At 71.7% G+C, this 26,504-nt stretch carries 22 protein-coding genes; 9 read left to right on the top strand and 13 right to left on the bottom strand.

The window, feature by feature from the left end:
* Positions 1 to 32: 32 nt before the first annotated feature.
* A complete protein-coding gene (locus AB3M90_RS10460) occupies positions 33 to 974 on the top strand; it encodes an SDR family oxidoreductase (protein ID WP_412951889.1) in 942 nt (313 codons plus the stop codon).
* A gap of 42 nt (positions 975 to 1,016) precedes the next feature.
* On the opposite strand, the gene AB3M90_RS10465 is transcribed toward AB3M90_RS10460, so the two are convergent.
* Both AB3M90_RS10465 and AB3M90_RS10470 read right to left on the bottom strand, forming a co-directional pair.
* On the bottom strand, positions 1,017 to 1,193 hold the full coding sequence (locus AB3M90_RS10465; RefSeq protein ID WP_412951890.1) for a hypothetical protein: 177 nt from the start codon (positions 1,191 to 1,193) through the stop codon (positions 1,017 to 1,019).
* Positions 1,190 to 1,921 (bottom strand): MerR family transcriptional regulator, encoded by a 732-nt coding sequence (locus AB3M90_RS10470; RefSeq protein ID WP_412951891.1) that lies wholly within the window; start codon positions 1,919 to 1,921, stop codon positions 1,190 to 1,192. Before AB3M90_RS10470 ends, AB3M90_RS10465 begins: the two co-directional genes overlap by 4 nt.
* 85 nt (positions 1,922 to 2,006) lie before the next feature.
* Here AB3M90_RS10470 and AB3M90_RS10475 point away from each other — a divergent pair, with 85 nt between their 5' ends.
* The 5 genes from AB3M90_RS10475 (at position 2,007) to AB3M90_RS10495 (ending at position 6,032) form a co-directional block, all read left to right on the top strand.
* Positions 2,007 to 2,447 carry a DUF6194 family protein gene (locus AB3M90_RS10475; RefSeq protein ID WP_412951892.1) on the top strand — a complete coding sequence of 147 codons (441 nt, stop codon included), beginning with the start codon at positions 2,007 to 2,009 and terminating at the stop codon, positions 2,445 to 2,447.
* Positions 2,448 to 2,475: 28 nt separating this feature from the next.
* Positions 2,476 to 2,994: a putative immunity protein gene (locus AB3M90_RS10480; RefSeq protein WP_412951893.1), complete on the top strand. Its 519-nt coding sequence runs from the start codon at positions 2,476 to 2,478 to the stop codon at positions 2,992 to 2,994.
* Positions 2,995 to 3,047: 53 nt separating this feature from the next.
* On the top strand, positions 3,048 to 3,725 hold the full coding sequence (locus AB3M90_RS10485; protein WP_412951894.1) for a response regulator transcription factor: 678 nt from the start codon (positions 3,048 to 3,050) through the stop codon (positions 3,723 to 3,725).
* Positions 3,718 to 5,037: a sensor histidine kinase gene (locus AB3M90_RS10490; RefSeq protein ID WP_412951895.1), complete on the top strand. Its 1,320-nt coding sequence runs from the start codon at positions 3,718 to 3,720 to the stop codon at positions 5,035 to 5,037. The genes AB3M90_RS10485 and AB3M90_RS10490 overlap by 8 nt, the downstream gene beginning before the upstream one ends.
* A gap of 224 nt (positions 5,038 to 5,261) precedes the next feature.
* On the top strand, positions 5,262 to 6,032 hold the full coding sequence (locus tag AB3M90_RS10495) for a hypothetical protein (RefSeq protein WP_412951896.1): 771 nt from the start codon (positions 5,262 to 5,264) through the stop codon (positions 6,030 to 6,032).
* A gap of 178 nt (positions 6,033 to 6,210) precedes the next feature.
* On the opposite strand, the gene AB3M90_RS10500 is transcribed toward AB3M90_RS10495, so the two are convergent.
* The 7 genes from AB3M90_RS10500 to AB3M90_RS10530 are packed head-to-tail and all read right to left on the bottom strand — an operon-like array spanning position 6,211 to position 14,724.
* On the bottom strand, positions 6,211 to 7,914 hold the full coding sequence (locus AB3M90_RS10500) for a sugar phosphorylase (RefSeq protein WP_412951897.1): 1,704 nt from the start codon (positions 7,912 to 7,914) through the stop codon (positions 6,211 to 6,213).
* On the bottom strand, positions 7,911 to 9,224 hold the full coding sequence (locus AB3M90_RS10505) for a glycoside hydrolase family 36 protein (RefSeq protein ID WP_412951898.1): 1,314 nt from the start codon (positions 9,222 to 9,224) through the stop codon (positions 7,911 to 7,913). The genes AB3M90_RS10500 and AB3M90_RS10505 overlap by 4 nt, the downstream gene beginning before the upstream one ends.
* Positions 9,221 to 10,321 carry a Gfo/Idh/MocA family protein gene (locus AB3M90_RS10510; RefSeq protein ID WP_412951899.1) on the bottom strand — a complete coding sequence of 367 codons (1,101 nt, stop codon included), beginning with the start codon at positions 10,319 to 10,321 and terminating at the stop codon, positions 9,221 to 9,223. Before AB3M90_RS10510 ends, AB3M90_RS10505 begins: the two co-directional genes overlap by 4 nt.
* The gene (locus AB3M90_RS10515; RefSeq protein ID WP_412951900.1) at positions 10,318 to 11,376 is read right to left on the bottom strand and encodes a zinc-dependent alcohol dehydrogenase; all 1,059 of its coding nucleotides are present in this window, start codon (positions 11,374 to 11,376) and stop codon (positions 10,318 to 10,320) included. Before AB3M90_RS10515 ends, AB3M90_RS10510 begins: the two co-directional genes overlap by 4 nt.
* Positions 11,377 to 11,402: 26 nt before the next feature.
* On the bottom strand, positions 11,403 to 12,317 hold the full coding sequence (locus AB3M90_RS10520; RefSeq protein ID WP_412951901.1) for a carbohydrate ABC transporter permease: 915 nt from the start codon (positions 12,315 to 12,317) through the stop codon (positions 11,403 to 11,405).
* Complete coding sequence (locus AB3M90_RS10525; RefSeq protein WP_412951902.1) at positions 12,314 to 13,330, bottom strand: carbohydrate ABC transporter permease; 1,017 nt, start codon at positions 13,328 to 13,330, stop codon at positions 12,314 to 12,316. The genes AB3M90_RS10520 and AB3M90_RS10525 overlap by 4 nt, the downstream gene beginning before the upstream one ends.
* Complete coding sequence (locus AB3M90_RS10530; RefSeq protein ID WP_412951903.1) at positions 13,327 to 14,724, bottom strand: ABC transporter substrate-binding protein; 1,398 nt, start codon at positions 14,722 to 14,724, stop codon at positions 13,327 to 13,329. The genes AB3M90_RS10525 and AB3M90_RS10530 overlap by 4 nt, the downstream gene beginning before the upstream one ends.
* Before the next feature lie 129 nt (positions 14,725 to 14,853).
* Here AB3M90_RS10530 and AB3M90_RS10535 point away from each other — a divergent pair, with 129 nt between their 5' ends.
* Both AB3M90_RS10535 and AB3M90_RS10540 read left to right on the top strand, forming a co-directional pair.
* Positions 14,854 to 16,005: an ROK family protein gene (locus tag AB3M90_RS10535; protein WP_412951904.1), complete on the top strand. Its 1,152-nt coding sequence runs from the start codon at positions 14,854 to 14,856 to the stop codon at positions 16,003 to 16,005.
* A gap of 69 nt (positions 16,006 to 16,074) precedes the next feature.
* Complete coding sequence (locus tag AB3M90_RS10540; protein WP_412951905.1) at positions 16,075 to 16,302, top strand: RNA-binding S4 domain-containing protein; 228 nt, start codon at positions 16,075 to 16,077, stop codon at positions 16,300 to 16,302.
* Between the two features lie 10 nt (positions 16,303 to 16,312).
* On the opposite strand, the gene AB3M90_RS10545 is transcribed toward AB3M90_RS10540, so the two are convergent.
* The 3 genes from AB3M90_RS10545 to AB3M90_RS10555 form a co-directional block, all read right to left on the bottom strand.
* Entirely contained in the window at positions 16,313 to 21,931 is a 5,619-nt protein-coding gene (locus tag AB3M90_RS10545) for a DUF11 domain-containing protein (RefSeq protein WP_412951906.1), read from the bottom strand.
* A gap of 167 nt (positions 21,932 to 22,098) precedes the next feature.
* Positions 22,099 to 22,842, bottom strand: a complete 744-nt coding sequence (locus AB3M90_RS10550; protein ID WP_412951907.1) for a hypothetical protein — start codon at positions 22,840 to 22,842, stop codon at positions 22,099 to 22,101.
* Entirely contained in the window at positions 22,839 to 23,975 is a 1,137-nt protein-coding gene (locus AB3M90_RS10555; protein WP_412952703.1) for a Dyp-type peroxidase, read from the bottom strand. Before AB3M90_RS10555 ends, AB3M90_RS10550 begins: the two co-directional genes overlap by 4 nt.
* A gap of 58 nt (positions 23,976 to 24,033) precedes the next feature.
* On the opposite strand from AB3M90_RS10555, the gene AB3M90_RS10560 reads away from it, so the two are divergent.
* Positions 24,034 to 25,350 (top strand): right-handed parallel beta-helix repeat-containing protein, encoded by a 1,317-nt coding sequence (locus tag AB3M90_RS10560; protein WP_412951908.1) that lies wholly within the window; start codon positions 24,034 to 24,036, stop codon positions 25,348 to 25,350.
* Positions 25,351 to 25,362: 12 nt separating this feature from the next.
* Here AB3M90_RS10560 and AB3M90_RS10565 read toward each other — a convergent pair whose 3' ends face one another.
* On the bottom strand, positions 25,363 to 26,223 hold the full coding sequence (locus AB3M90_RS10565; RefSeq protein WP_412951909.1) for a CPBP family intramembrane glutamic endopeptidase: 861 nt from the start codon (positions 26,221 to 26,223) through the stop codon (positions 25,363 to 25,365).
* Positions 26,224 to 26,504: the final 281 nt, after the last annotated feature.

Here is a 26,504-nt window from a genome sequence, read left to right on the forward strand (position 1 = left end):
ACCGCAGGCTGAGGAAGACACGAAGGAGCATCATGGCCCGACAGAATCCCGACATCCGAATCCCTTCCCTTCACGGTCGACGCGCCGTCGTCACGGGAGCCAGCGACGGAATCGGTCTGCGCATCGCGACCCGGCTGGCGCAGGCCGGTGCCGACGTCGTGCTCCCGGTCCGCAACAGCGCCAAAGGCGAGGAGGCCGCTCGGGCGATCCGCTCCTCGGCTCCCGGGGCCCGCGTGCGAACCGAGTCGCTCGATCTCTCGTCGCTCGAATCCGTCGCGGCCTTCGCCGAGAGGATGCTCGCGGAGGGCGAGCCGGTGCACCTCCTGATCAACAACGCCGGGGTCATGACCCCGCCGACCAGGCAGACGACCGCCGACGGGTTCGAGCTGCAGTTCGGGACCAACCACCTCGGGCACTTCGCCCTGGTGGCGCGGCTGCTCCCCCTGCTGCGCGCAGGGCAGGCGCGCGTCACCTCGCAAATCAGCGTCGCCGCCAGCCGGGGCTCGATCGACTGGGACGATCTGAACGGGGAGCGCGCCTACGACGGGATGCGCGCCTACCGGCAGTCGAAGATCGCGTTCGGTCTGTTCGGGCTCGAGCTCGCCCGGCGCAGCGAAGCCCTCGGCTGGGGCATCACGAGCAACCTGTCCCACCCGGGCGTCGCGCCAACAGCTCTGCTGGCGGCACGCCCCGAGCTGGGCCGCGCCCGCGACACGACGAGCGTGCGCCTGATCCGGTGGGCCTCGGCCCGCGGCATCCTCGTGGGGACTGCCGAGAGCGCCTCCTTGCCGGCGTTGATGGCGGCGACGGCAGCGGATGCCGGCTCGGGCCGGCTCTACGGTCCCCGCGGCCCCGGCCACACGGGTGGGGCGCCCGCCGAGCAGACGCTCTATCCGCCGCTGCGCGTCGCAGCCGACGCCCAGCGGATCTGGCGCTTCTCGGGGGAGCTGACCGGCGTCGCCTTCGCGTCGTAGACGCGGCTGCGCTCAGGCGGGTACGACCGGGCGCGCATCGGCTCAGTCGGCCTTCGAGCTGAAGACGCTGCGCAGCACGAAGAACACGACGACGGCGACGGCCGCCACGATCACGAGCTTCACGATGAACCAGAGCACCGAGAAGAGCGCGCTCACGATCCACCACGCGATCACGACGGCGAGGATCACACCGAGGATGGTCCAGATGTTCTTGGTCATGCGTCCAGCCTAGTTTCGCCTCCGGTCTCCGACATCCGCGGGCTGAGCTCCAGCAGCTCGTGCAGGTCGCCCGCTGCCGCGAGAAGAGCGATGCTGCGTCGGGTCAGGTCGGCGAGCCGGTCCGAGAGGATCCGCTGCGCATCGCCGGTCAGCGCCTGTCCGCGCAGCTGGTCGAGCACGCGGACGATGGAAGGGATGCCGTAGCCGCCGGCGCGCAGAGCGGCGACGATGCGCGCCTCGGTGATCGCTCTCGCGCCGTAGGTGCGCGAGGAGGACGCCGGGGACCGCAGCGGATGCAGGAGGCCCTCGCGCTCCCAGTGGCGGAGCGCCGATGCACGCACGCCGAGCGCCTGGGCCAGCTCGCCGATCGACATCGCATCCGCGTCGCCGAACACGTCGACCGACTCCTCGACGGCGGCCGCCAGAGCGCGCAGCGCCTCCTTCACGCGAGACCGCTCGTCGGCGATCTCGACGTGCAACCGGTCGAGCCGCTCCGCGGCGTCGTCGACGGCAGCGTCGATCAGAGCGGGCATGAGGCGCCTCGCGGGCACGGGGCCGAGAGCCGCGGCGAGGCCGCGATAGGCGCGGAGCGCGACGAGATGCGGATGCCGATAGCGGCGGTAGCCGTTCGACGCCCGTTCCGCGCAAGGGATGATTCCCAGACGTTCGAGGTCGCGCACCTGCTGCGTCGAGTAGCCGACCAGGCGACCGAGCTCAGCCGTGGTCATGGCGTGCACTTGAGGGTTCGACACCGTGATCGCCTCTCTCATCGCACCCAAGTCTCAATAAGCACATCAACTTCACCATAGAAGGATGAATGCACACGAGATCATCGAGACGGTCCGCGGATTCGAGGGCGCTCTGGTCGTCGCACCCGAAGCAGGCAGCCCCTTCCCCGAGCTGTCCTGGGGCGACGCCTACTTCTACCACGCGCCCGACGGTCGGATGCCGGAGCGTACCCAGCCGTACGGCACGATCATCACGAAGGACTACCCGGATGACGCATCCTCCGAGCTCGACGCCCCGAATCGCTTCCGCGTGAACATCCACGTCGGACGGGAACGCGCCGACGCGGTCGTCACGTCGGATCCCGACCCGGTGCAGACCGACGTGTTCCGACGGCATCCGCTGTACGGGTCCGCCGGATGGGTCTGTGTGATCAACCCGAGCGAACAGACGACGGATGCCGTGCTCGCCCTGCTCCGCGAGGCGCACGAGGCCGCGCGAGACCGTTCCGCCCGCCGGGCGCGCTGAGGTGGGCGTGACCGGTTCTCCTCAGGCGTTGAGCGACACCGACCGCCGGATCGTCGCCGCCTGGGCGGCCGACTGCGCCGAGCGTGTGCTGCCCCTGTTCGAGGCCGAGGCCCCCGACGACGATCGCGCCCGCGACGCCATCCACCGCGCGCGGGCCTTCGCGCGCGGTGAGCTGTCGGCCGCCGGAGAGATCCGCCGACGGTTCGTCGCCGGGCGCGCGGCGACGAGCGCACGCACCCCGGTCGGAGTCGCCGCGGCGCGGGCCGCCGCCCAGGCCGCCGGTGTCGCGCACATGGGTGCGCATGCGCTCGGGGCGGCGGCCTACGCGGCGACGGCCGCCGGTCTCAGCCGTCCGGATGAGCCGGACGCGCTCGAGACGGAGGTGCGCTGGCAGCTCGAGGCCCTCAGCCCGCAGGCGGCGACCGCGCTCCGTGCGCTTCCGCTCCTCGGCGACGACACGGCCGGCCCGCTGGGCCCCGGACTCCTCGCCTCCGGCAGCCTCGGCGCCGTCATCCGTCGCCTGCAGGCGCACCTCGCCGGGAGCTGAACGATTCCCACCGCTTCAGCGCGGATTCAGCGTCGGCCCGCCACACTGGGGTGATGCGCATCCTGGTGGTCGACGACGAGGTGCGTCTCGCCGACGGCGTGCGCCGCGGGCTCGAGGCGGAGGGCTTCGCCGTCGACGTCGCGCACAACGGGGTCGACGGCCTCTGGCGCGCGCGCGAGAACCGGTACGACGCGATCGTGCTCGACCTGATGATGCCCGGGATGAGCGGCTGGAAGGTGTGCGAGGCGCTGCGCGCCGAGGAGAACTGGACGCCCGTGCTCATGCTCACCGCGAAGGACGGCGAGTGGGACCAGGTCGAGGCGCTCGAGACGGGCGCCGACGACTACGTCACGAAGCCGTTCTCGTTCGCCATCCTCGTCGCCCGCCTGCGCGCGCTCGTCCGCCGGGGCGCGGTGGCTCGCCCGACCGTGCTCGAAGCGGGCGACCTGCGGCTCGACCCGGCCGCGCACCGTGTCTGGCGCGGCGAGGCGCAGGTGACGCTGACCGCGCGGGAGTTCGCGGTGCTCGAGTACCTGCTGCGCCACCGCGGTCAGGTCGTGACCAAGCGCGCGCTGATCGACGGCGTCTGGGACGACGACTTCGACGGCGACCCGAACATCGTCGAGGTCTACGTGGGGCATCTGCGGCGTAAGCTCGACAAGCCGTTCGGACGCGAGGCGATCGAGACGATCCGCGGCGCCGGCTATCGATTGGCGGCCGACGGTGGCTAATCGCTGGTGGCGCTCGGTGCGCGGCCGCACGACCCTCGGGGCGACGGTCGTCGTCGCCGTGGCGCTCGCGATCGGCGCGTTCTCGTTCTACGCCGTTCTCAGCGCCGCCGTCCACGGCAGCACCGAGCGGGCCGCCGAACAACGCCTGGACGAGCTCGTCGATCGCGCGGACGGGCCCGGCCGAGCCGCTGTCGAGGCCCTCGAAGACGAGTTCGCGCAGATCGTCGGCCCCGACGGCACCGTGCGATCCGCCAGTGAAGACGCCCGCGAGGCCCTGGGCTCGACGCCCCTTCCGATCGCCGACGACCCTCAGACGAGGATCATCGACGGGGAGCCGATGCTCGTCGTGTCGAACGACCTCGACGACGGCGACGGCACCCTCGTGCTCGCCGTGTCGATGGAAGACGACGGCGAGACGCTGGCGACCGTCGCGACCCTGCTCGCCGTGGCCGTCCCGCTCGTGCTGGTGCTCGTGGCGGGGACGACGTGGTTCGTGACCGGTCGTGCTCTGCGGCCGGTCACGCGCATCCGCCGTGAGGTCGACGGCATCACCGCGGACCGGCTGCACCAGCGCGTCGCCGTTCCGGCATCCGCCGACGAGATCGCCGCCCTTGCGACGACCATGAACGGGATGCTGGACCGACTGGATGCCGCCGCCGCCGCGCAGCGGCGCTTCGTGTCGGATGCGTCTCACGAGCTGCGCTCCCCGCTCGCGACGATCCGTCAGCATGCCGAGCTCGCGCAGGCGCATCCCGATGTGACGAGCATCGGCGAGCTCGCCGAGGTCGCGTCGACAGAGGGCATCCGGCTGCAGGGCATCGTCGAGTCGCTGCTCCTCCTCGCCCGACTCGACGAGGGTGCGGCGCCCCACGATCAGCCCATCGACGTCGACGACCTCGCCCTCGCCGAGGTGCGCCGGCTGCGGGCGACCGGCCTCGACGTCGACGGATCCGGTGTGCAGGCGGCGCGGGTCTCGGGCGACCCGCGGTTGCTCGGCCAGCTGCTGCGCAATCTCGCCGACAACGCCGCCCGCCACGCTCGCGGACGCGTCGCGATCGGCGTGGTCCCCGTCGACAGGCACGTGTTCGTCATGGTGGAGGACGACGGCGCCGGGGTTCCGGCGGCGGAGCGCGAGCGGATCTTCGAGCGTTTCGTGCGACTCGACGAGGCCCGCAGCCGCGATGCGGGCGGGAGCGGCCTCGGCCTGGCGATAGCCCGCGGCATCGCGACGGCCGAAGGCGGCACGGTCACCGTCGACGACTCGCGGTGGGGTGGCGCCCGCTTCGTCGTCGCCCTCCCCCGGGACCGCTGAGCCCTGGGCCCCCCAAGCCTGGGTCCCTGAGCCTGTCGAAGGCCCCCCAAGCCTGGGTCCCTGAGCCTGTCGAAGGGCCCCCGCACGACGCTTCGACAGGCTCAGCGACCCAGCCGCGGCCCCCGCACGACGCTTCGACAGGCTCAGCGACCCAGCCGCGCTTCCTGAAAGACGGTTCAGGTCGCTTCAGGAAGGCTTCAGTGCCCGCGCGGGAGCATCGTCACATGGACGACAAGACCCCCACCCCTGACCAGACCCCCGACCACCCGACCGTGCCCGTCACCCCGACGACGGATGCCGCCGCCGACGCGGCATCCGCCCCGGCGCAGCCGGCGACCCCGACCGCCTCCACCGCCAAGCCCCGACGCAAGCGGGCGCTGCTGATCGGCGGCGGCATCGCCGCAGCCGTCGTGCTCGTCGGCGGCGGCGTCGCGGTCGGAGCCGCCATCGGCGACGAGTTCGGAGACGACGACGATCGCACGTCGATGTCGGCCGACCACCACGACGACGACGATCGCGGCTCCGACCGCGACGACGACGGTGGCGCACCGGCGGACGGCCGCGGTCCGGCCACTGACATCGGCACAGACTCGGCCGACCAGCTCATCGAGATCGCCGACGCGGCGCGCGATGCCGCCGAGGGCGAGGTCACCTCGATCGACGCGAAGCGCGACGGCACGTGGGAGGTTCAGCTGACCGCCGAGGACGGCGCCGAGACCGACGTGCGCGTCGACGAGCAGGGCGCGGCCACGGTGATCGCGAGCGAAGCGGCCGAGGGCGACGACACGGCGCCCACGCTGACGCTCTCCGACGAGGCGATCCGGTCGCTGGTCGATGCCGCCCTCACCGAGGCCGACGGCAGGATCACCGACCTCGATGTCGACAGCGACGACGTGAGCCCGTACGACGCGTCGGTCCTCACGTCGGACAACCGGTCGATCGACATCAGCTTCACGGCGGAGTTCGCCGTCATCGGCAGCGGCACCGACGACTGAGAGCGGCAGATCACGGAGAAGCGGTGGGTGGGGCGTAGAGGGGTCCCCACCCACCGGCCGTCATTCAGAGGACGGCTGAAGTGACCGCCCCGACCCCCCGGCCGACGCAGTCAGGCACAAGCAGACCACACCGGCATTCACAGCTCGCCGGCAGTCCGTGAAGATCCCGGCCCGGGGCTCAGTCCTCCGCGAGCCAGACGAAGCCGAACGGCTCGAGGACGAGCCCGTCGTGATGCGTCCCCGTGAGGAGATCGGTGCCCCGAAGGGTCGCCACCTCGACCGTCTCGTCGCTGACGTTCACGGCGGCGACCACCTCGTCGGCGGTGCCCGCCGCGCGGCGCACCACGAGCACGCGATCGTCGATGCGCTCGATCCGCTGCGAGGCGAACGGCGAGAACGCCGGAGTGCCCCGCCGCACGGCGAGCATGGCCCGAAGGCCCTCCAGCATCCCCGACCGGCGGCCCGGCGCGTGCAGGTCGGCCGCCAGCCGATCGGCGTCGAGCACCTCGCGGTTGATTCGCCGGGCGATGTCGCTCTCCTGCACACCCTGGTGATCCTGCTGCGAGCCGAGCAGCGAGTGGTGGTAGATCGCGGGCACGCCGACGAACGACAGCAGAATGGCGTGCGCCGCCAGGCCCCGCCGCACCGCCGAGACATCGGGCTCGGGGTCGTCGGGATCGACGAGCGCCTCGAGGAAGTTCGTGTTGAGCTCGTACACCCCCTCGCTGCCGTCGGGCCGGCGCGCCATCGACACCCGTCCGCCGCGCGCGAGCGTGCGCTCCACGAGCAGTGCGCGATCGGCATCCGTCAACAGGCCCTCGGTGGGGCGCAGCCCGATTCCGTCGTGGCTGGCGAGGAAGTTGAACCACGTGGCCGTGTCGCTCACCGGGCCGACGCCCGCGGCCCACGCGGCGAGCGCGGTCGTCCGTCCGGTGACGAACGCGTGCAGCACCAGCGGCGGGAGCGCGAACTGATAGACCATGTGGGCTTCGTCGGCGCCGTCGCCGAAATAGGTGATGTTGTCGGCGTGGGGCACGTTCGTCTCGGTGAGCAGCAGAGTGCCGGGCGCCAGTTCGTCGACGAGGACGCGCCAGATGCGGATGATGTCGTGCGTCTGCGGCAGATGGATACAGGTGGTGCCCGACTCCTTCCACAGATAGCCGATCGCGTCGAGGCGCACGGTCGTCGCGCCCCGCGCGAGATACCCGAGCAGGATGTCGGTCAGGTCGAGGAGCACCGCCGGGGTGCTCGGATCGACGTCGATCTGGTCGGGGCCGAACGTGGTCCAGGCGCGCGCCACGGTGCCGTCGGGCCGCTCGTACTCGTGCACCAGGGGCGACACCCGCGGGCGGACGACGCGCGAGACGTCGAAGTCGGCTCCGGGATCGAGGAAGTATCCGTCGTACCGCTCGTCGCGCGCCAGCCAGGCCCGGAACCAGGGCGACGAGCTCGAGATGTGATTGGCGACGAAGTCGAGCGCCAGCGCGTACTCGTCGCGCAGGTCGGCGATGTCGTCCCACGTGCCCAGCGCCGGGTTCACCTGGCGGTGGTCGACGACGCCGAAGCCGTCGTCGGAGGTCCACGGGTAGATGGGCAGCAGGTGCACGTCGCTGATGACGTCGCCGATGTGGTCGCGCAGGACGCCGGCGAGGGTGTGCAACGGCGTCTCGCCCGGGCGACGGAACGAGTCTCCGTAGGTGATGAGATACGCCGTGCTCTCGTCGGGTCCCGCCGCACCGGAGCCGTGCAGCACCGGCGCGAGCCGGGGGCGCCAACTCTCGGCGAGGTCGACCAGCGCGGCGAGCACCTCGTCGGCGGCATCCGGATACAGGCGGGCGACCAGGGGCGCGAGGCGGCGGCGGAGTCCGTTCTCGGAAGTCATGCCTTCTCCTCTTTCAGCAGCGCGTCGACGAGCTGCCTGCCACGGGCGTCGAGCCCGCCGAGGCGGTCGGAGAACCCGCGGATGCCGGGCGCCGCCAGCACCACGTCGGCCCACTCCTCCCGCAGCGCGAACTCGGGTCGCGCGACCAGGCAGTCGGAGTCGTTGGTCCAGAATCGGCCGTGCTGCCACGACCGTGCTTCGACCGACATGCGTCCGCGCAGGCCCTGAGAGCCGTCTTCACCGCCCTCGTGGAAGGTGTCGCCCGCGACGCGCATGCCGTCGACCAGCCCGACGCTCGGCAGGATCGGCGCCCCGCAGCCGAGCAGGAACGCGTCGTCGCCGAGGACCTCGCGGATGAGTTCGAGCCCCGATCGGTACGCCGAGACGGGCGTGGCATCGGGGTCACGCCGAGCGCCGGGGAGCGCGCCGGAGTAGAGGAAGTCGAGCTTGACGTAGTCGATGCCCAGGTCGCGGATGTCGGTGAAGACGCGCGTCAAATAGTCGCGCACGCCGGGATGGGTCAGGTCGAGGCCGCGCAGGTCGTCGCCCCAGTTTCGGCCGGCGTCGCCGAGAACCCAATCGGGGTGCTCGCGCGCGACCGACGATCCGGCTCCCACCGAGAAGGGGGCCAGCCAGATCCCGGCGCGTCGCCCGCTGTCGAGGATGGCGGCGACCGTGTCGGGAAGCGACCCGAAGCGCGGATTCGGCGCCGTCCACTCGCCGGTGCCGAGGCTCCACCCGTCGTCGATCTGGACGACGTCGACATCGAGTCCCGCGTCGTCGATCGCGCGGAGGTTCTCGACGACGTCGGCCGCGCGCACCTCTTCGAAGTACTGATACCAGGTGCACCACACGCGCGGAGACCGTCGGCCGATCCGAGCGCCGGATGCTGCGCCGAAGCGCTCGCCGAAGACCTCGAGGGCTGCACCCCCGGATCCAGGGCCCTTCGACAGGCTCAGGGACCCAGGGTCGGACAGGCTCAGGGACCCAGGGTCGGCGTCGGTCTCGACCACGACGCGGTCGCCGCGCCATCGCACGCGGATGGTGGGCACCTCCCGACTCGCGTCGAGCGTGCCGAAGACGCGCGCGTCGCTCCCGTCACCGGGATCGACGACGAGCAGACCCTCGCCCTGCAGGGCGTCGTCGGCGACGGGCACCCCGGGGCGGAACCGCATCGCGTGCTGCCACGCCTCGGTCGGCAGGTGCACCCGGTCGTCGCGCAACGACCAGGTCGTCGGACTCCAGCTCTGCCATCCCTCCGCGTACACCCGGGCATCGGGGCCCACCGGGATCTCGTCGACGATGCTCATGCTGCTCCGCTCCGCCCGCCGAGGGCTGCCGTCAGTTCCAGATCGATCGGATGCACGGGTGCGCCGCCCTGCTCGGCCGATTCGACCGCCGCCATGGTCATGCGCACCGTCGCAAGCACCTGCGCGGCCGCGTTCTCGGGCTCCCGCTGCTCGGCGACGGCACGCTGGAGTTCGCCCATCGCGCCGGCGAACCCGTCGGTGAACCACTGCCCCTCCAGCGGGAAGCGGATGCTGTCGCCGTCACGGTCGAGCACGAGGTGGTCGGAGCCGAGCAGCACGCTGCCGCGCAGCGTGCCCTCGGTCCCGTGTATCCAGAAGGGGCATCCGCCGGCGTGCGTGGTGACGCTGCCGACGATGCGGATCGCGGCGCTCGCACCCGACGACACGTCGATGCGCAGATCGGCGCCCCAGGGGTTGCGTGCGTCGGCGGGCTGCGCGGGAACCCGATGATCGGATGCCGCGACGGCGACGACCGACGAGCCCTCGAGCCAGCACCGGGTGATGTCGATCCAGTGCACCAGATAGTCGTTCAGCAGCATGTGCGGCACGTCGTCGAAGGGCGTTCCCGCCAGCGGTGGCAGCGGCTTGTCGTGCAGGTGGGTCACGCCGACGACGTCTCCGATGCGGCCCTCCCGCACGAGCAGCGTCGCGAGGCGCCAGGCCGGGGCCCAGCGGGCATTCTGGTTGACGGCGACGCGCACGCCTCTCGCGTGCGCCTCGTCGAGCACCTCGATCAGGCGCGGCAGCTCGGCGGGATCGCTGATCAGCGGCTTCTGGGCGAGCACATGCCTGCCGGCGGCGACCGCCGCGGCGATGAGCTCGACGCGCCCGTGCGGTCCGGTGGCGAGATCGACGATCTCGACCCGCGGATCGGCCAGCAGGTCGTCGAGCGACGCGTGCACGGTCTCGATCCCGAAGTCTGCGGCGAGCGCCGTCGCATCCGCTTGGTTCCGGGAGGTCACCGCGACGACGGGCACGTCCCACTCCCGATAGGCGGGGAGGTGCGCGGAGCGCGCGATGGCTCCCGCGCCCACGATTCCCACGCCGGAGCGCCGCTCAGGGAAGGAGGGTCGGTGATCGGGCGTCTCGACGGTCACCGTGCGCGCTCCGGCGCGGCGTCGAACCGGAGGACCGCCTGCAGGATCTCGGGATCACCCTCGTCGAGGCGTTCGAACACCCCGGCCACCTCGGCGGCGGGAACGACGTCCGACACGAGCGCGCCCGCATCGATCTCTCCGCCGAAGACGAGCCCCATGACCGTGCGGACGAGACGCGCCTGGTTCCAGCGTCCACCGAGCTCGACCGGCACGCCGGAGATCTGGCTGGCCACGATCCGCACCCGGTTGTGATGGAACTCCTCGCCCAGGCGCAGGTTCGCCGCTCCCCCCTGATAGAAGCCGGAGGCCGCCACGAGACCTTCGGTCACGACGGCGCGGATCGCCTCGTGCAGGGCCCGGTCTGTGCCCGAGAGCTCGATCGCGCTGTCGGCGCCGCCGCCCGTCAGCTCGCGGATCATCTCTCCCGCGCCGCCCGGTCGCAGAGCGTCGACGGCGTGGACGGCGCCGAAGGCGGTCGCCATCGCGAGACGGCTCGCCAGGGTGTCGACGGCGATCACCCGGCCGCCGGCGAGCGTGGCGAGACGCGTGGCGAGGAGTCCGATGACGCCCTGCCCGAACACCGCGACCTGCTCGCCCAGGCGCACGTCGGCGGCGAGGACGCCGTTGAGGGCGATCGCCCCGACCCGCGCGAAGGTGCCGAGCACGGGGTCGACGCCGTCGGGCACCGCCCGGCCGGCCACGGCCGCGGCCGGCACGACCGCATCGCTGCGGTGACCCCAGATGCCGTGCACCACGTCGCCCACCCGCACGTCGGTCACGTCGGCGGCGACCTCGACCACCTCGCCGACCTCCGAGTACCCCCAGCCGCTGACGGGGTAGCCGAAGCTGGGCTCACCCGGAACGAACAGGCGCCGCTCCGCATCCCACGTGGAGGTGAGATACGGATTGGTGCCGCGGTACGCGGTCAGCTCGGTCCCCGCCGAGATCCCGGAGTACCAGGTGGCGATGCGGACGCTGCCGGGGATCAGCGGCTGCGCCTCGGTCTCGACCAGCTCGACCTCGCGGACGGCGGAGAACTGCACGACATGGGGCACGGACGGCGCCTCCCTCTCGGATCGGTTCAGCCCTTCTCCGCCCCGGCGGTGAGGCCCCCGACGAGGAGCCGCTCCGAGGCGAAGAAGAGCAGGATGATGGGCAGGGTGAGGATGACGGAGCCCGCCATCAGCACGGTGGTGGGAACCTCGATGCTGCCGGACAGCTGCGACAGGCCGAGCGACACCGTCCAGGCGTCGCGCTTCTCGACGAGGAACAGCAGGGCGAACAGGAACTCGTTCCACGCGATCATGAAGATGAACAGGCCGTTCGAGACGATGGCCGGCATCGCCAGCGGGATGCTGATCTTGCGCATGATCTGGAACCGGCTCGCTCCGTCGAGCGAGGCCGCCTCTTCGAGCGAGACCGGGATCGTCGCGAAGTAGTTGCGGAGGGTGTAGATCGACACGGCCGCGACCTGCGAGACGTAGACGATCAGCAGCCCGAAGAGGGAACCGCGGAGCCCGATCTGCGTGAAGAACACGAAGAGGGGGACGGCCAGCAGGATCGCCGGGAAGAAGTACACCGCGAGGAAGAGGGCCGAGACCTGGCGGCGGCCGAAGAAGGCCAGCCGGCTGACGGCATACGAGCCGGGGATCGACACCAGCAGCGTCAGGACGACCGTCGCCAGCGCCACCAGCAGCGAGTTGCGCATGAAGACGATGAAGCCCTGCCCGCCGGCATCCACCGGGGCGAGCACCTTCAGGTACGTCGACAGGTCGAGCTCGTCGATCGAGATCCACAGGGCGCCGGGATTCTGCACCAGGGAGTCGAGGGAGCGGAAGCTCATCAGCACCATGTAGTAGAACGGCACGACGGCCGCGAGCACCAGCAGCACGATCACGATCGGCCGCAGGACGCGGAACAGTCCGTTCTCGACGCGGTCGCGGCCGATCCCGCGACGCGAGGAGCGCCGCTTCACGGCATCCGTCACGGCGGTCATGCCTGCTCCTCCTGCCGGCCGAAGATCTTGAGGTAGACGCCGACGAGCACGGCGAGGATGGCCGCGAGCACGAGCGCCTGGGCGGCGGCGGCTCCGATGTCGCCCCGCGCGGTGAGCAGGTCGAACACCCGCACCGAGACGACCTCGGTGCCGGCACCGCCGCCGGTGAGCAGGTAGATGTCGTCGAAGTTGTTGAAGGTCCAGATGAAGCGCAGCACGGCCAACACGGCGATCGTCGGCAGCAGCTGCGGCAGCAGGATGTGACGGAAGCGCTGCGTGGGCGTGGCGCCGTCGACCCTCGCCGCCTCGTCGAGCACACCGGGCACGGCCTCGAGGCGCGCCGTGAGGAAGAGGAACGCGAAGGGGAAGGAGCGCCAGGCCTCGAAGAGGATGACGGTGATGAGCGCGATCGGCAGATCGACCTGCCAGCCGAAGATGCTGACGGGGAGCGCGCGATCCGACAGGAAGGCGACCGGATCCTCCCAGCCGAGGACATTCTGTCCGAACCAGTTCACGATGCCGAACTGCGGGTTGAGCATCGTCGACCACACGAAGGTCGCCGCGACGACCGGTGCGACGTACGGGAGCAGCAGCGAGGCGCGGACGAGACCGCGCCCCCGGAACGGCTTGCGGAGGGCGAGCGCGGCGATCAGACCGATGCCGATGGCGAGGGCGGTGCCGCAGACGGAGTAGACGATGGTCGTCCACAGGGCGCTGAAGAAGCCCGGTGAGGTGAGCACGTCGACGAAGTTGTCGAGGGTGTACTCGCCGATGATGCCGGTTCCGCGGACGTTGATCAGCCGCACGTTCTGGAACGCCAGCGAGATCGCCCAGATGATCGGCAGCACCACCGCGACGAGGATGATGATGAACGTCGGCGAGATGAGGACGAGACCGGCACGGTTCTCCTCGCGACCGTGCCGCGAGCGCCGACTGCGCGACTCCTGCGCGCGGGCGGGCCCGGGCCCGGGGCGCACGGCCTCGGGCCCGGATCCTTCGGTGAGGATGCTCACTCGAGCGACTCCCCGATCGAGCGCACCGCCTCGGCGGCGGTCGCAGCGGCCTCGGCCGGATCTCCGCCCTGGGCGACCTCGCTGACGGCGGTCGAGACGGGCAGCTCGCCCTGGAGGGCGCCGAGGAGGGCTCCCTGACCCTGGGTGATGCCCCAGCGCGCCAGGTCCTGCGGTCCGGCGGCGACGGCCTCGAGCACCTCGGGGGCGTAGAAGTCGGACAGCGGCGCCTTGGTGTCGACACCGGCGGGAAGGGTGGCCCACAGATCGGAGAACTTCGTCGGCTCGTCGGGCGTGCCGGTACGGACCGGCACCTTGCCCTCGGGGGCGATCGCGATCCACGGCTCGTAGCCGTCGCTCATCATGTACTCGATGAACGACTGCGCCGACTCGGCGTTCGCGCCCTCGGTGATCGTCCACGAGGTGATCTCACCGAACTGCGCGGGCGCATCGCCGTCAGGGCCGGCGATCGAGGTCACCACGCCGGTGTTCTGGGCCAGGAAGGCGGGGTCGGCCGCGCACTCGGGGCACGACGGCTTGGCGTCTTCGCGGAGACCCGCCATCTCGTCGAGCACGAAGCTCGACCAGATGAACATCGCCGCGCCGCCGGCGAAGTAGGTCGCCCGCGTGGTGTCGACGTCCTGCGCGCCCGGGACGGAGTAGTTCTCGGTGAGATCGCCGTAGAACTGGAACGCGCTGATGCAGGCGTCCGAGTCGAGCTCGACATCGCCGTCCTCGTTCACGAGCTCGCAGCCGTTGCCGAGGGCGATCTGCTCGAAGGTCTGCTCGGTGAAGGCGTCGCCGGGCGCGGTGGCCCCGACGAAGCCGGCGACCTCCGGCGAATCGAGCGTCTTCGCCGCCTCGAGGATCGACTCGTACGAGTCGGGGGCGTCGAGACCCGCCGCCTCGAACAGGTCGGTGCGGTAGAAGAGCATCTGGGTCCACGACTCGCTGGGGACGGCGAGCGGGGTGTCGCCGTCGGAGGTGAGCTCGAGCGCGTTCTCCGAGAAGGTCGAACGGTCGAGCGCATCGAGCGTCGCGGCCACGGCGTCGGTGTCGACGAACTCGTTGGCCGAGAGCGTGCGCACCTGCGGGAGCGAGATCCCCGCGATGACGTCGGGAAGGTCCCCGGCGGCGGCCGAGGAGGTGAGCAGCTGAGCGAACTGGTCCTCCGCGACCGAGACGAGCTCGACGTCGATACCCGTCTTCTCGGTGAACGCGTCGACGATCTCCTGCGTGGCGGCCACGCGGTCGGGAAGGTCTTCCTGCAGCCAGAACGTGATGCCTTCGCCGCCCTCGCCGCCGCCTCCCCCGTCGTCGGAACTCGTGCATCCGGTGAGGGCGAGCGCCGTCATGGCCACCACGGCCGCCGCTGCTGCTGTCGCGCGGGTCTTCACTATGCGCCTCCTTGCGCTGGGTCTTCCGGGATCCGCCGAGGTCTCGGCGCTCATTAAGACTAAAAGCTAGACATATGTCGGCTAGGTGTCAAGCATTACTATGCTGAGGACGATCCCAAGGAGGTGTGGATGTCCGGTCCCGGCGATGTGCTCGACCTGATCCGCGAGCGGCGCGCGTTCACGCGCGGAGATGTGCTCGAGGTCACCGGGCTCTCGCGCATGACGGTCGCCACACGCATCGACGCGCTGCTCGACGCCGGACTGATCGTCGAATCGGGCACCGAGCGCGTCGCAGCGGGCCGGCCCTCGCGGCGCCTGGAGTTCAACACCGCGCACGCCCACGTCGTCGCGGCGAGCGTCGACACCACGCACACGACCGTCGCGCTCACCGATCTCGCCGGCCGCGTGGCGATCGAGGAGCGCATCGAGGTCGCCGTCGCCGACGGTCCCGACCTGACCCTCAACGCGATCGCCGAGCGCGCCGCCGGTCTGCTCGACCGTGCCGGCGTCACGCGCGATCAGGTCGCCGCCATCGCGCTCAGCATCCCCGGACCGGTCGATCCCGACACCGATCGGCCGAGCCAGCCGCCGATCATGCCGGGATGGGACGCCTACCCGATCCCCGACCATCTCAGCGGATCGCTGGGTGTTCCCGTCCTCGTCTCCAACGATGCGGATGCCGCGGCGCTCGGCGAGCAGCGCGCCGCCCATCCCGGCTCTCGCGCGCTCTGCTTCCTCAAGGTGTCGTCGGGGATCGGCACGGGCATCGTCCTCGGCGGACGCGTGTACCGGGGCGCCGACGGCGGGGCGGGCGACATCGGCCACGTGAAGATCGCCGAGCACGCCGACCTGCTGTGTCAGTGCGGGGCACGCGGATGCCTGGCGGCTGCGGCATCCGGTCGCGCGGTCGCGCGATCCCTCACCGCGCTCGGAAAGCCGGCCGCCTCGGCGTCGGATGTGGGCGCGTACCTCGCCGCCGGCGACCCGGATGCGGCCGCCCTCACCCGGCAGGCGGGCCGCCTCATCGGAGAGGTCGTGGCGACGGTCGTCTCGCTCCTCAACCCCTCCGAGGTGGTGCTGGGCGGAATGCTGGCCTCGCCGCCGCTCCTCGCCGGGGTGCGCGAGACGCTCTACCCTCGGTCGCTCCCCCGCGCCACACGACACCTCAGCATCAGCCAGTCGACGCTCGGAGAGAAGGCGACCGTGGTCGGCCTCGCCGCGATGGTCGTCGAGCGGGAGTACTCGGCGACGGCGGTGAACGCGGCGCTCGCCCGCGCGTAGCGGCGCCCACCCGCCTGCAGCTGCGCCCCGACGAGAACGGTCGAGGTCACCCGCGGCTACGATGCAGGGATGACGAACAGCGGTCCGGTCGACGACGTCTCCATCGGCGGGGACATGATCCGTCTGGGGCAGTTCCTGAAGTTCGCAGGGCTGCTCGACTCCGGCGGCGACGCCAAGGAAGTGATCATCGACGGCTTCGTGACCGTCAACGGAGAGGTCGATCGCCGTCGAGGTCGACAGCTCCACGACGGCGATCTGGTCGCCTTCGAGGGACGCACCGTGCGCGTGCGTCCCTGACCGCGCCGGGTCAGGACCCCTTCCGACGTCGCACCGCGACCAGGATCGCCCCGGCGACCAGGAGCAGGGCGCCGATCACGATCACCGGGAGGGGCAGTGCGAGCCCGGTGGGCGGCAGCACGGTCACGAGTCCGGCATCGATCGTCACGTCGATGAAGCTCGCCATCAGGGTGCCGTCGCTTCCCACGACCGTGCGGATGTCGGCGGAGCCGGCCCCGAGCGTGAACACCGGGGTCCGTCCGTCGCCGCGCGGGTTCGAATCGGCGTCGCCGCCCGAGCCGTTCGTCGTGAACCGGTAGCCGTCGGGCAGGTCGGTGAACTGGATGAAGTACTGACCGGGAAGCAGCCCGTCGAACAGGTAGCGTCCGTCGTCCTCGGTGGACTGCGGCGGCACGACGGCTCCCCGCCAGTCGCGCGCCGGAGTCCCGTCGGCGTTGCGGAGCGTCACCGTGACCCCCGACACCGGTGTCTCGCCGGCATCCTGACGCCCGTTCGCGTTCGCGTCGAACCAGACGACGTCGCCGACGGCGTAGAGATCCGCGACGATTCCCAGGTCGATGGTCGGATCGATGCGGACCGCGCGGGCCACACCGTCGGTCGCAGCCACGGGGCGCACGTCGGCGCTCGCGCCCGACAGCGTGAACACCGGGGTGAGTCCCGACGCATCGGCGTTCGAGTCGTCTCCCGCCGAGGCTTCCGCGACGCGCGCCCCGGTCGGGTGATACCCGACCGGCCAGCCCGAGAAACGCACGCGATAGTCGCCGGGCGCCAGTCCGTCGAAGACGTAGTGACCGTTCGCGTCGGTCTGCACGGGGGCGACCGGCGCGCCGTCGGCGTCGAACGCCGGCTGTCCGTCCGCCCGCAGCAGGGTCACCGTGACTCCGGCGACCGGCGGCTCTCCGGCGTCCTGTCGCCCGTCGCGGTTGCGGTCGACCCAGACGTGATCGCCGACCGCGAGCAGGGGCGTGAGCCCGGCGTCGATCGTGCGATCGATCCGCTCGGCCACCGTGACGCGGTCGTCGGGTGTCACCTCGGTGGTGTCGGGTCCGCCGGGCCCGAGCAGGAACGGGGATGTAACGCCCGATGCGTCGGGGTTCGAGTCGCCTTCCGGCGCACCGCTGCCCGGACGCGTGAAGCGGAGGGTGGGCGGGGTGTCGGCGAAGACGACCCGGTACGTCCCCGGCCGGAGGCCGTCGAACAGATAGCGCCCGTCGTCGCCCGTGCGGACCGGAGCGACGGGATCGCCGTCGAGATCGGTGACCGGAGCCCCGTCGGCGTCGGTCAGCGCGACGAGCACCCCGGCGACCGGCTGCTCGCGCGGGCCCTGGCGGCCGTCGCCGTCGTCGTCGAGCCACACACGGTCTCCGATCGCGTATGCCTGCGTGAAGCCGAAGTCGACGGTGAGCAGATCGGCGGCATCGCCGTTCGGACCGTGCGCGCGGGCACCGGCCGCTCCCGCGTCGGCGTCGCCCGTCGGGTTGTCGCGTCCCAGGGCGACCACGCCCGAGCTGATCCCGGTGACGGCCGGATCGGGAGCGTCGATCCCCTTGTCGGCGTTGTTCCGCGACGCGGCATCCGTCGTCGGCGAGGACGAGAGCCAGCCCTCCAGCGGCGCCCCCTCGGCGAAGTTCGCCGCCGCCACCCGCACCCGGTAGTCGCCGGCGGGCAGACCGTCGAAGCGGTAGTGCCCGCTGGCATCGGTCGTCGTGGTGACGGGGGCGCCGTCGGCGTCGAGCACAGGAGCACCCGCGGCGTCGAGCAGCTCGACGACGGCCTCGGCCACGGGCTGCTCGTCGTCGTCGACGACGCCGTTGTTCGCGTGGCCCTCCTCCGCGCCGCTGTCGAACCACAGCCGGTTGCCGAGCGACAGGCCCGGAACGAAGCCGAAGTCGACCGTCAGGTTGTCGAACGGGTCTCCGAACGGCCCGTTCGCCCCGGCATCCGTCGCTCCCCGGTCGGTCTCTCCGGTCACGCCCGGCTGCAGATCGACGGTCGCCGACGTGATGCCGGTGGTGCCGGGATGCCGGGCGTCGTCGCCCGAGTCACGACTGTCGTCACCCGCGCCGAAGCTCGTCGACGCCCCCGTGCTCGACAGGTAGCCGGCCAGCACACCCGCGTCGTCGAAGTTCGCCGCCGCCACCCGCACCCGGTACTGTCCGGGGGCGAGACCGTCGAACCGGTAGTAGCCGTCGACATCGGTCGTCGTCGTGCGGGGCTCGCCGGCCGCATCGCGGACGGGGGTGCCGTCGGCCGCGAGAAGCTCGACGACGGCACGGGCGACGGGCTCTTCGCCGAGGTCGAACCGGCCGTTGTCGAGCGCCGCGCCGTCGCCGGTGTCGAACCACAGGCGGTTGCCGAGGCTCAGAGTGGGCGGAAGCACCGGAAGCTCGACCGCGTCGTCGTTGTTCGACGGGTTCGCCGCATCGGGGGCGGGGTCGCCGTTCTCGTAGGCGTCGGGTGCGCTGCCGACCGGAATGCTCTCGGCCGTCGGCTGGTTCGGCGACGGCTGCACGACGGCCACATTGCGCAGGGAGGCGGCGTCGACCGACGTGACCCGCGCGGTCACGGTGAGCGGCGATGCCTGCTCGCCGGCGTCGAGCGGGTCGCCCTCCCACGCGGCCACCACCTCCTGACCCGTCACCACGGCGGCGGACCAGTTCTCGCCGTCGGCAGAGACCAGGTCGAGTCCCGCCGGCAGGCGATCCGAGACCGTGAGGCCCGGGAGCGCCGTGCCCGGTCCGAGGTTCGAGGGGATCAGGTCGAACGTGACCTCGTCACCGAGGCGATACGGCCCGGGGCCCGAGGTCAGCCGCTTCTCGAGCGTCAGGTCGATGAGGGGGACGAAACCGAAGTCGACCGTCAGCGTGTCGTACGCGTCCCCGTGGGGACCGTGCGCTCCGGCTCCCGCACCGGACACCGCCTCTCCGACCACCCCGGGCACGAGAGCGATCGTGGCGGAGGTGATGCCCGTGGCCGCCGGATCGGCGGCATCCTCGCCCTTGTCACGATCGTCGCTGACGGCGTCGAACGTGGTCGCCGCCCCCGTGGCGGAGGTCCAGCCCTCGAGCACCGCGCCGGCAGCGAAGTTCGCGGCGGCGACCCGCACGCGGTAGTCCCCGGCCGGGAGCCGATCGAATCGGTAGTTCCCCTGCGCGTCGGTCGTCGTCGTGATCGGAGCGCCGTCGGCGCCGAGGACCGGCGCGCCCGCGCCGTCGAGCAGTTCCACCGTCGCGCCCTCGATCGGGCTCTCACCGGCGTCGAGCACTCCGTTGTTCGTCTGCCCCGGCCCGGTGTCGGACCAGAGCCGGTTGCCGAGCGAGAGCAGCGGAACGAACCCGAAGTCGACCGTGTGGTCGGCTGATCCGGCGGATGGCGTGCGCACCGCCGCCGTGACGAGCACCGGCGACTGCGGAATGCCGTTCGAGTCGACGGCGACGTCTCCCCCGGCCGCCGAGACTGTCGGTCCGAGGTCGTGGAGGGGCCCGCCCGAGCCGTAGTCGCCGGGCTCGTCGAGGCGGATCTCGTAGTCCGATTCCGGGGTCAAGGGCAGACCGTACGCGGCCGAACCCGTCGAGGTGCCCGGCGACGACGAGAAGAGATACTCGCCCTGCGGGCCGGTCACGGCGGTCGCCACGAGCGTGCCGTCGGCGGCGAAGAGGCGCACGGTGACGCCGGCGATCGGCGCCTCGGCTGCGCCCTGCACGCCATCGCCGTCGGCATCGAGCCAGACCCGGTTCCCGATCTCGACCGGAGCGGCGGCGACCAGCGACGTCAGGTCACCGAGACCCCCCGCCTTGGCGAAGCTGCCGTCGGGTGTCGCGCTCAGCTGGGTGAGGGTTCCCCCGCGCACGGCCCGACCGTCGCTGTTGCCGAAGACGCGCACGCCGTCGCGGTTCAAGGCGTTCCCGTCGGTGGTGGAGTCGATCGTCGTCGCGATCAGCGTGCTGCGCCCGGGGATCTGCAGAGCGGATCCGAGCGCGGTGTTGCCGTGGTAGTCGACCGGCGGTCCCCCCGCCGTGCGGCGCCACCAGTAGGTCGTCTCGTAGAACTTGCCGCCGCCCGGTCCCCAGTCGTTGGTCGGCTGCGTCGACGTCGTCGAGCCGCACGTGCCGTCGTTCTCGAGCACGTAGGCGCCGGCGCCGTCGGGGCACGCCTTCAGCAAGTCGCCCGCGCCGATGTACCCGTAGGCCCGGGCGTCGTTCGTCACGGCGCTGCCGAGCATGACCCCGAACTGCCCGGCGGTGCGGTCCTTCACCGAGAGCACCAGGTTTCCGGCCGAGTCGAAGACGACGCTCGATGCGACGGGCGTCGGGGTCATCTGCGTGTTCCACGTGTCGTTCCACGGAGCGTGGTTGTTGGTCTGCGTCGGCGAGGGCACCGCAGAGGAGTATCGCAGCGCACGGCTGAAGGTCAGCGGGGCGCTCAGCACCGCCGGGCCGAACACCCGGGTCTCCTCGTCCATCGGCACGACCCACGCCCGCAGCTCGCCGACGGTCGGACCGGTGCAGGTCAGCGTCACGTACACCGATCCGCGGTACGAGCCGAGACCGTACGGACGCACCTGGGCGGGGTCGCATCCCTGCGCGGCGGACAGCGGGATGTCGATCGCCTGCGGCGTCGCCGGGGTCGGGGCGTCGCTGGGAGTCGCCCCGGGCGTCAGCGGGACGGCGTAGAGCCGGCGGTCGTTGAGGTTCACCGCGTAGAGCGTGCGCTGGTCGGCCGAGATCTCGATGTCGCCCAGGCCGATCTTTCCCACCGCGGGGAAGGCGACCGAGTCGTGGAACCAGTCGTAGCCCGTGAGATCAGCCGGTCGCGGATCGGCTCCCGCATTCGGGATCGTCACGAACGGGCGCGCGTTCGGAGCGCCGCTCAACGCATCGGTGAGGTAGATCGCGCCGAGGCCGGCGGGTCCGAGCATGGTCCCGCGCCGGAACGACGCTGCGCTGAAGACGAATCGTTCGCCGTGATGGGCGGTCCCCCAGACGGTGCCCATCTGACCCTGGGTGGCCAGCACCGTCCGCCCTGAGGCGGGCGAGCCGCTGGTCGTGTACGGGAAGCCGAACAACGCCGGCTGTCCTGCCAGATTCGGGGTGACCCCGGCAGAGCCCGATTGGAAGGCGTTGGCGCTGAACACCGAGCGCTGCGAGGGCACGACGATCTGCGGCGTTCCGGCCCCCGTCCAGACCATGCCCTCCTGCGTCGCGCCGAGATCGACTCCGGTCGCGCCGAGGTCGACGAACTGCACGGTGCTTCCGTTGTCGGCCCCGATCCGCGCCGGACGATAGCCGTCGGGCAGCGCGAAGTCGACGCGCACCTGCGTCGTCGCGGCACCGGAGACGGCGAGCGTGTAGGAGCCGTCGGCCGCGGTGGTCGCCGTCGCGCGCACCACGCCGGTCGCGTCGGTGGCGGTGACGCCGACTCCGCCGAGCCCCGTGTCGCCGATGACGTCTCCGGATGCCGCGTCGCGCGCCCCGTCATCGTCGAAGTCCTGGTAGACCACGCCGGCGATCGAGCCGTCGGCGGCGGATGCCGGTGCAGCGGCGAACATGGTCGACGCGATCGCCGCGATGAGTGCGACGCCGAGCGCCGCCCGTGATCCCCGCCGCGGTGAGCGCGACGGAGCGGCCACGTCACGATCCACAGTTCTCCCCCAGAAGTCCCAGTCGGGTGCGAGTCTCGACCCCACCCTGATCGGCTGCCCGCAGGGAGGCGCTCGACGACGCACAACAGCTGCGATCCTGCCAAATCGGCTTTCACGATCACCGCGCGGACTGTGAACGTTCGCGCCGAGCGCCGTCAGCCGAGTTCGGGGGCGCGCGGCACGGCGACGTGCTCCTCGGGGTTCAGGTCGATCGACACCGCGCCCGCCGGCAGGTCGGCCTCGAACCGCCGGAGGGCACCGCTCTCGTCGATCCAGAACCGCGTCGTGCCGCCCGCGGCGCCGGAGGCGGCATCCGTCGGTCCCGAGAAGACGTCGACCGCCGTGCCGTCGACGTCGTCGCCGCGCAGCCACCGTGCATCCGAGGTCTCGAGCAGCTGAGCGTTGTCGGGCCGGTCGGCGCCGAGGTTCAGCAGCAGCACGAGCACCGCGTCGATCGACGATTCCGTCGGGTCGAGCGGTCGAGCCGCTCCCGGCGAAGCCGGAGGGGCGGTCGGCACCTCCTCGCCGCTCCCGGCGCCCGTCCATCCGACGAACAGCGCGTCGTCCCAGGTGATCACGGCCGATTCGCCGTCGAGCACCGCGGTCGCGATGCCCACTCCGCCGCGGTGGTCGAAGCGTCCGCGCAGCGTGACCGTTCCGTCTGCGGTCGGCACGGCGGTCTCGAACGTCCTGCTGCCGTCGCGGTAGGCCAGGAACCGGGCGACGGCGAGACGCTCGGCCTCGTCGGCGGTCAGCGGACGCGGACCTGCCTCGGCGACCGCCGATCCATCCCCCGCCGGCGCCGGGGCCTCGGCACCCGACCAGGCCAGCGTCGCCCCCGCGCCCACCAGCAGCAGCAGCGCCACGGCACCGACGGCGATCCATCCGCGACGTCTCACGAGGCGCCGAAGATCGTCGAGCCGAGCGGATGCTGCGCGTCGAACCCGGGCAGCACGAGGAACGCGCCGGTCGCCGTCGTGACCGTGAAGTCGAGCAGGGCGTCCGCCTCCGACATCCGCTCCATCGTGCGGACGAAGGTGCCGATGTCGGCCTGGAAGCTCACGAACAGCAGACCGAGCGGATCGTCCATCGAGTAGGAGCGGCGGAGCATCAGCGGCACCCCGGCGGGCCGCGGGTGCGCCCGCCGCACGTGCGCGTCGAGCGGGATGCGATATCGGCCGTCGGGCGTCTTGGCCTGCAGGTCGACGTCGTCGGCGATCCCTCCGCCCGACAGGGGCGCGCTCCCCGCGCGCTCGCGACCGACGATCGCCTCCTGGTCGGCGAGGGCGAGTCGCCGGAAGGCCGCGACGTCGATCTCCATCCGACGGACGACGACGATGCTGCCGCCCGACGCGACGCCCCCGTCGATCCAGACCGATGCGCGCTGCTCTTCGGGCGTGACGGGCACGGCGATCCCGTCGACGAAGCCGAGCACGTTGCGGGCGGCGGAGTGGCCGTCGCGGACGTGCTCGGACGGTCCGCGCATGCCTCGCTGGCGCCAGCGCTCGGTGAGCGAGGGGGCGTCGGCGAGCACGCCGGCGAGCGCGAGCGGCGGGACGAGCGGATCGGACGCGCACACCTGGATCACGACGTCTCCCCCGTGGTGACGTTCGTCGAGCTGCTCGCGTCGAAACGCCGGAAGCTGCTGCGAGCCGGGGCCGTCCGGGTCGGCCTCAGCCATCAGCCGAGGCCCCACGCCGACCGTCACGGTCAGGTCGCCGGGGGCGATCCCGCTGAGAGCGGGATGCTCGCCGGCGGTGAGCGCGCCGATGCTGTCGCCGATGCCGGCGAGCACCTCTCCGGGGTCGCCGTCGAGATCGAGCACGGCGACCAGGAGGTGCGCCTGCGGGGTGCGGGGGCGCGCGACGCCGGCCTGCCGGGCACCGAACGGCGACACGCTCCGCCCCGGGGAGGCGGCGTCGGCCACGGGGGTCGCGGGCGACGGTGCGCAGCCCGCGAGGGTCGCGCCGAGGACGGCGAGACCGCCGGAACCCAGCAGGGTCCGCCGCGAGATCGCGCTCGTCTCCTCCATCACGACGACGATGATAGCCTCCGTCCAGAAACCGGCCGTCACCCCCTACCATGAGGCGATGCGCTCTCGACCGACCCTGATCCTGCTCGCCTCGGCGACCCTCGTCCTCTCGGGGTGCGCCGGTCCGACCGCCTCCGAGCGCTCCGCCCAGCCCGCGATCGTCACGGTCCCGGGCGATCATCCGACGATCTCCGACGCCGTGGCCGCGGCCGCGGAGGGCGACACCGTCCTCGTCGCATCCGGCGCGTATCGCGAGACGGTCACGATCGACACGCCCGGGATCACGCTCCGCGGCGAAGACCGGAACGGCGTCGTGATCGACGGCGAGGTACGGCGCGGCAGCGGCGTGGTCGTGTCGGCACCGCGGGTCACCGTGGCGAATCTCACGGTGCGCAATGCGACGCAGAACGGGGTGCTCGTCACCGGGATGCGCGACGACGACGGCGAGGCGGTCGGGGGGCATGACGGCTACAGCGCACCCGATCCCAACGGCACTCCGCTGCTCGACGGCTTCCTCGTCGACCACGTGACGGCGTCGAACAACGGCCTCTACGGCATCTACGCGTTCCACTCGTCGAACGGCGCGATCACCGATTCGTTCGCGTCGGGCGGCGCCGACTCCGGCATCTACGTCGGGCAGTGCGCATCGTGCAACATCGTCGTCTCGGGAAACGTCGCGGAGCGCAATGCGGTCGGCTTCGAGGTCGCCAACGCCGGGGGCGACCTCGTCGTGACGGGCAATCGCTTCGTCGGCAACCGGGTGGGGGCGACTATCACCTCCGACTATCAGGAGGCCTTCGTGCCCCAGCGCGGTGCCACCCTCGCCGGCAACGTGATCGCCGCGAACGCCCAGCACGACACACCGGAGCAGGCCGACGGCGGGTTCGGCATCGGCATCGGCATCGCGGGCGGCACCGAGAACCACCTCATCGCGAACCTGATCACGGGCCATCCCGTCGCCGGCCTCGTCGTGACGTCGGCGGAGGATCTCGGACCGATCGGCAACCGGACCGTCGGCAACGCCTTCGACCGCAACAGCGCCGATGTCGTCTACGCGCCGACGCCGCGCGGTGCGGGCAGCGGCAACTGCTGGGAGGGCAACACCCTGGCGGGCACCGTGCCCGAAGGGCTGCAGTCGACGTCGCCGTGCTCCGCCCCGGCCGAGGTGGCGGCCGGGTCGATCGCTCGGGTGCAGGCTCCGGCCGGCATCCCGTTCACCGACGTCGTCGCGCCCCCGCCGCAGCCCGACCTCGGACCGGTGGATGCCGCGGCCACGCCGTGGCGCGGTGAGGCCGCCGTGCCCGACGTCGATCTCGACGCCGTCGCCATCCCCGCGCCCACCCTGCTGGCGGAGAGGTCGGCGATCAGCTGGTGACGGCCGCGAGCGCTACGCCCGCACGCCGCGTTCGCGACGCCCCTCGCGGATCGTGCTGATCAGGAACACGACCGCGAACACGCCGAGAGCCACCTGCACCACCGCCGACACGGGGCCGAGATCCATGCCGGCGTGGCCGGGGGCGGCATCCGAATCCCCCGACTGCACGTAGAGCGAGAAGTCGGTCAGGGCGTGCAGCAGCATCGGCACCCACAGCCGTCCGGTGGCGAGGAACGCCGCATAGAACATCACGCCGTTCATCGAGGTGACCGCGACCTGGAAGGCGACCACCGGCAGCGGAACCCCGTGGGTCAGACTGCCGAACGAGTGGCTCACGCCGAAGAGCAGAGACGTCAGCAGGACCGTGAGGAACTCGCCGTGGTGCGCACGGATGCTGACGCGCAGGATGCCGCGGTAGTAGAGCTCTTCGGCGAAGCCGATCATGAGGCATCCGAGCGCGGCCGTCAGCACGAACACCATCGGACGGTCGCCCCAGGGAGTGGCGAAGAGTCCGAGGACCGGGTTGATCAAGAGGAGGATCGGGACGGCGAGGAGCCAGCGCCGACGCGGCCGGGCGGGGGCTGCGGCCGGGTCGCCGAGGGTCCACACGTCGCGCGACCAGCCGGACCACCGGACGAAGATCACTCCGGCGACGATCAGGATCGGCAGGGCGACGAAGTGCGACAGCGCGAACTCGCCGGCGACCGAGCCGGGCTGGACGATGTCGACCAGGAGGTTCGAGACGCCGGCGGCCAGGAGCACGTAGACCACGACGGTGATCAGGCCCACCCAGAGGGTGCGGGGAACGCGGTCGCGCGGGGCGGCGGCGGAGGCGTCGGACGATCGGCGGCGGAGGTTCTCGGACTCGGTCATGCGTGCTCCTCAGGGGAAAGGGGATCCGCGTCGCGGGTGGAAGGACGACGACTTCCGCGGGAAGTGTCGCGGACGATCGTGTCGCTCGAAGGGAGGCGCGCCGTCGCGCTGCGGCGGTATATCGGTATGCGTGCGATCGCGCGGTCTGCGTGGTTCCGGAACCGCGCCCGCTCCGAGCGCGCCCTCTCCTCGCGCTGACCGAGGGCAGGAATCCTCGAATCCTCCATGTGCTCCCGCGTTCTGCCCATACGGCTGCGGCGAAGACGGACCCTACCGTGGGT

Source organism: Microbacterium martis, from assembly GCF_047246685.1.
Lineage (GTDB): Bacteria > Actinomycetota > Actinomycetes > Actinomycetales > Microbacteriaceae > Microbacterium.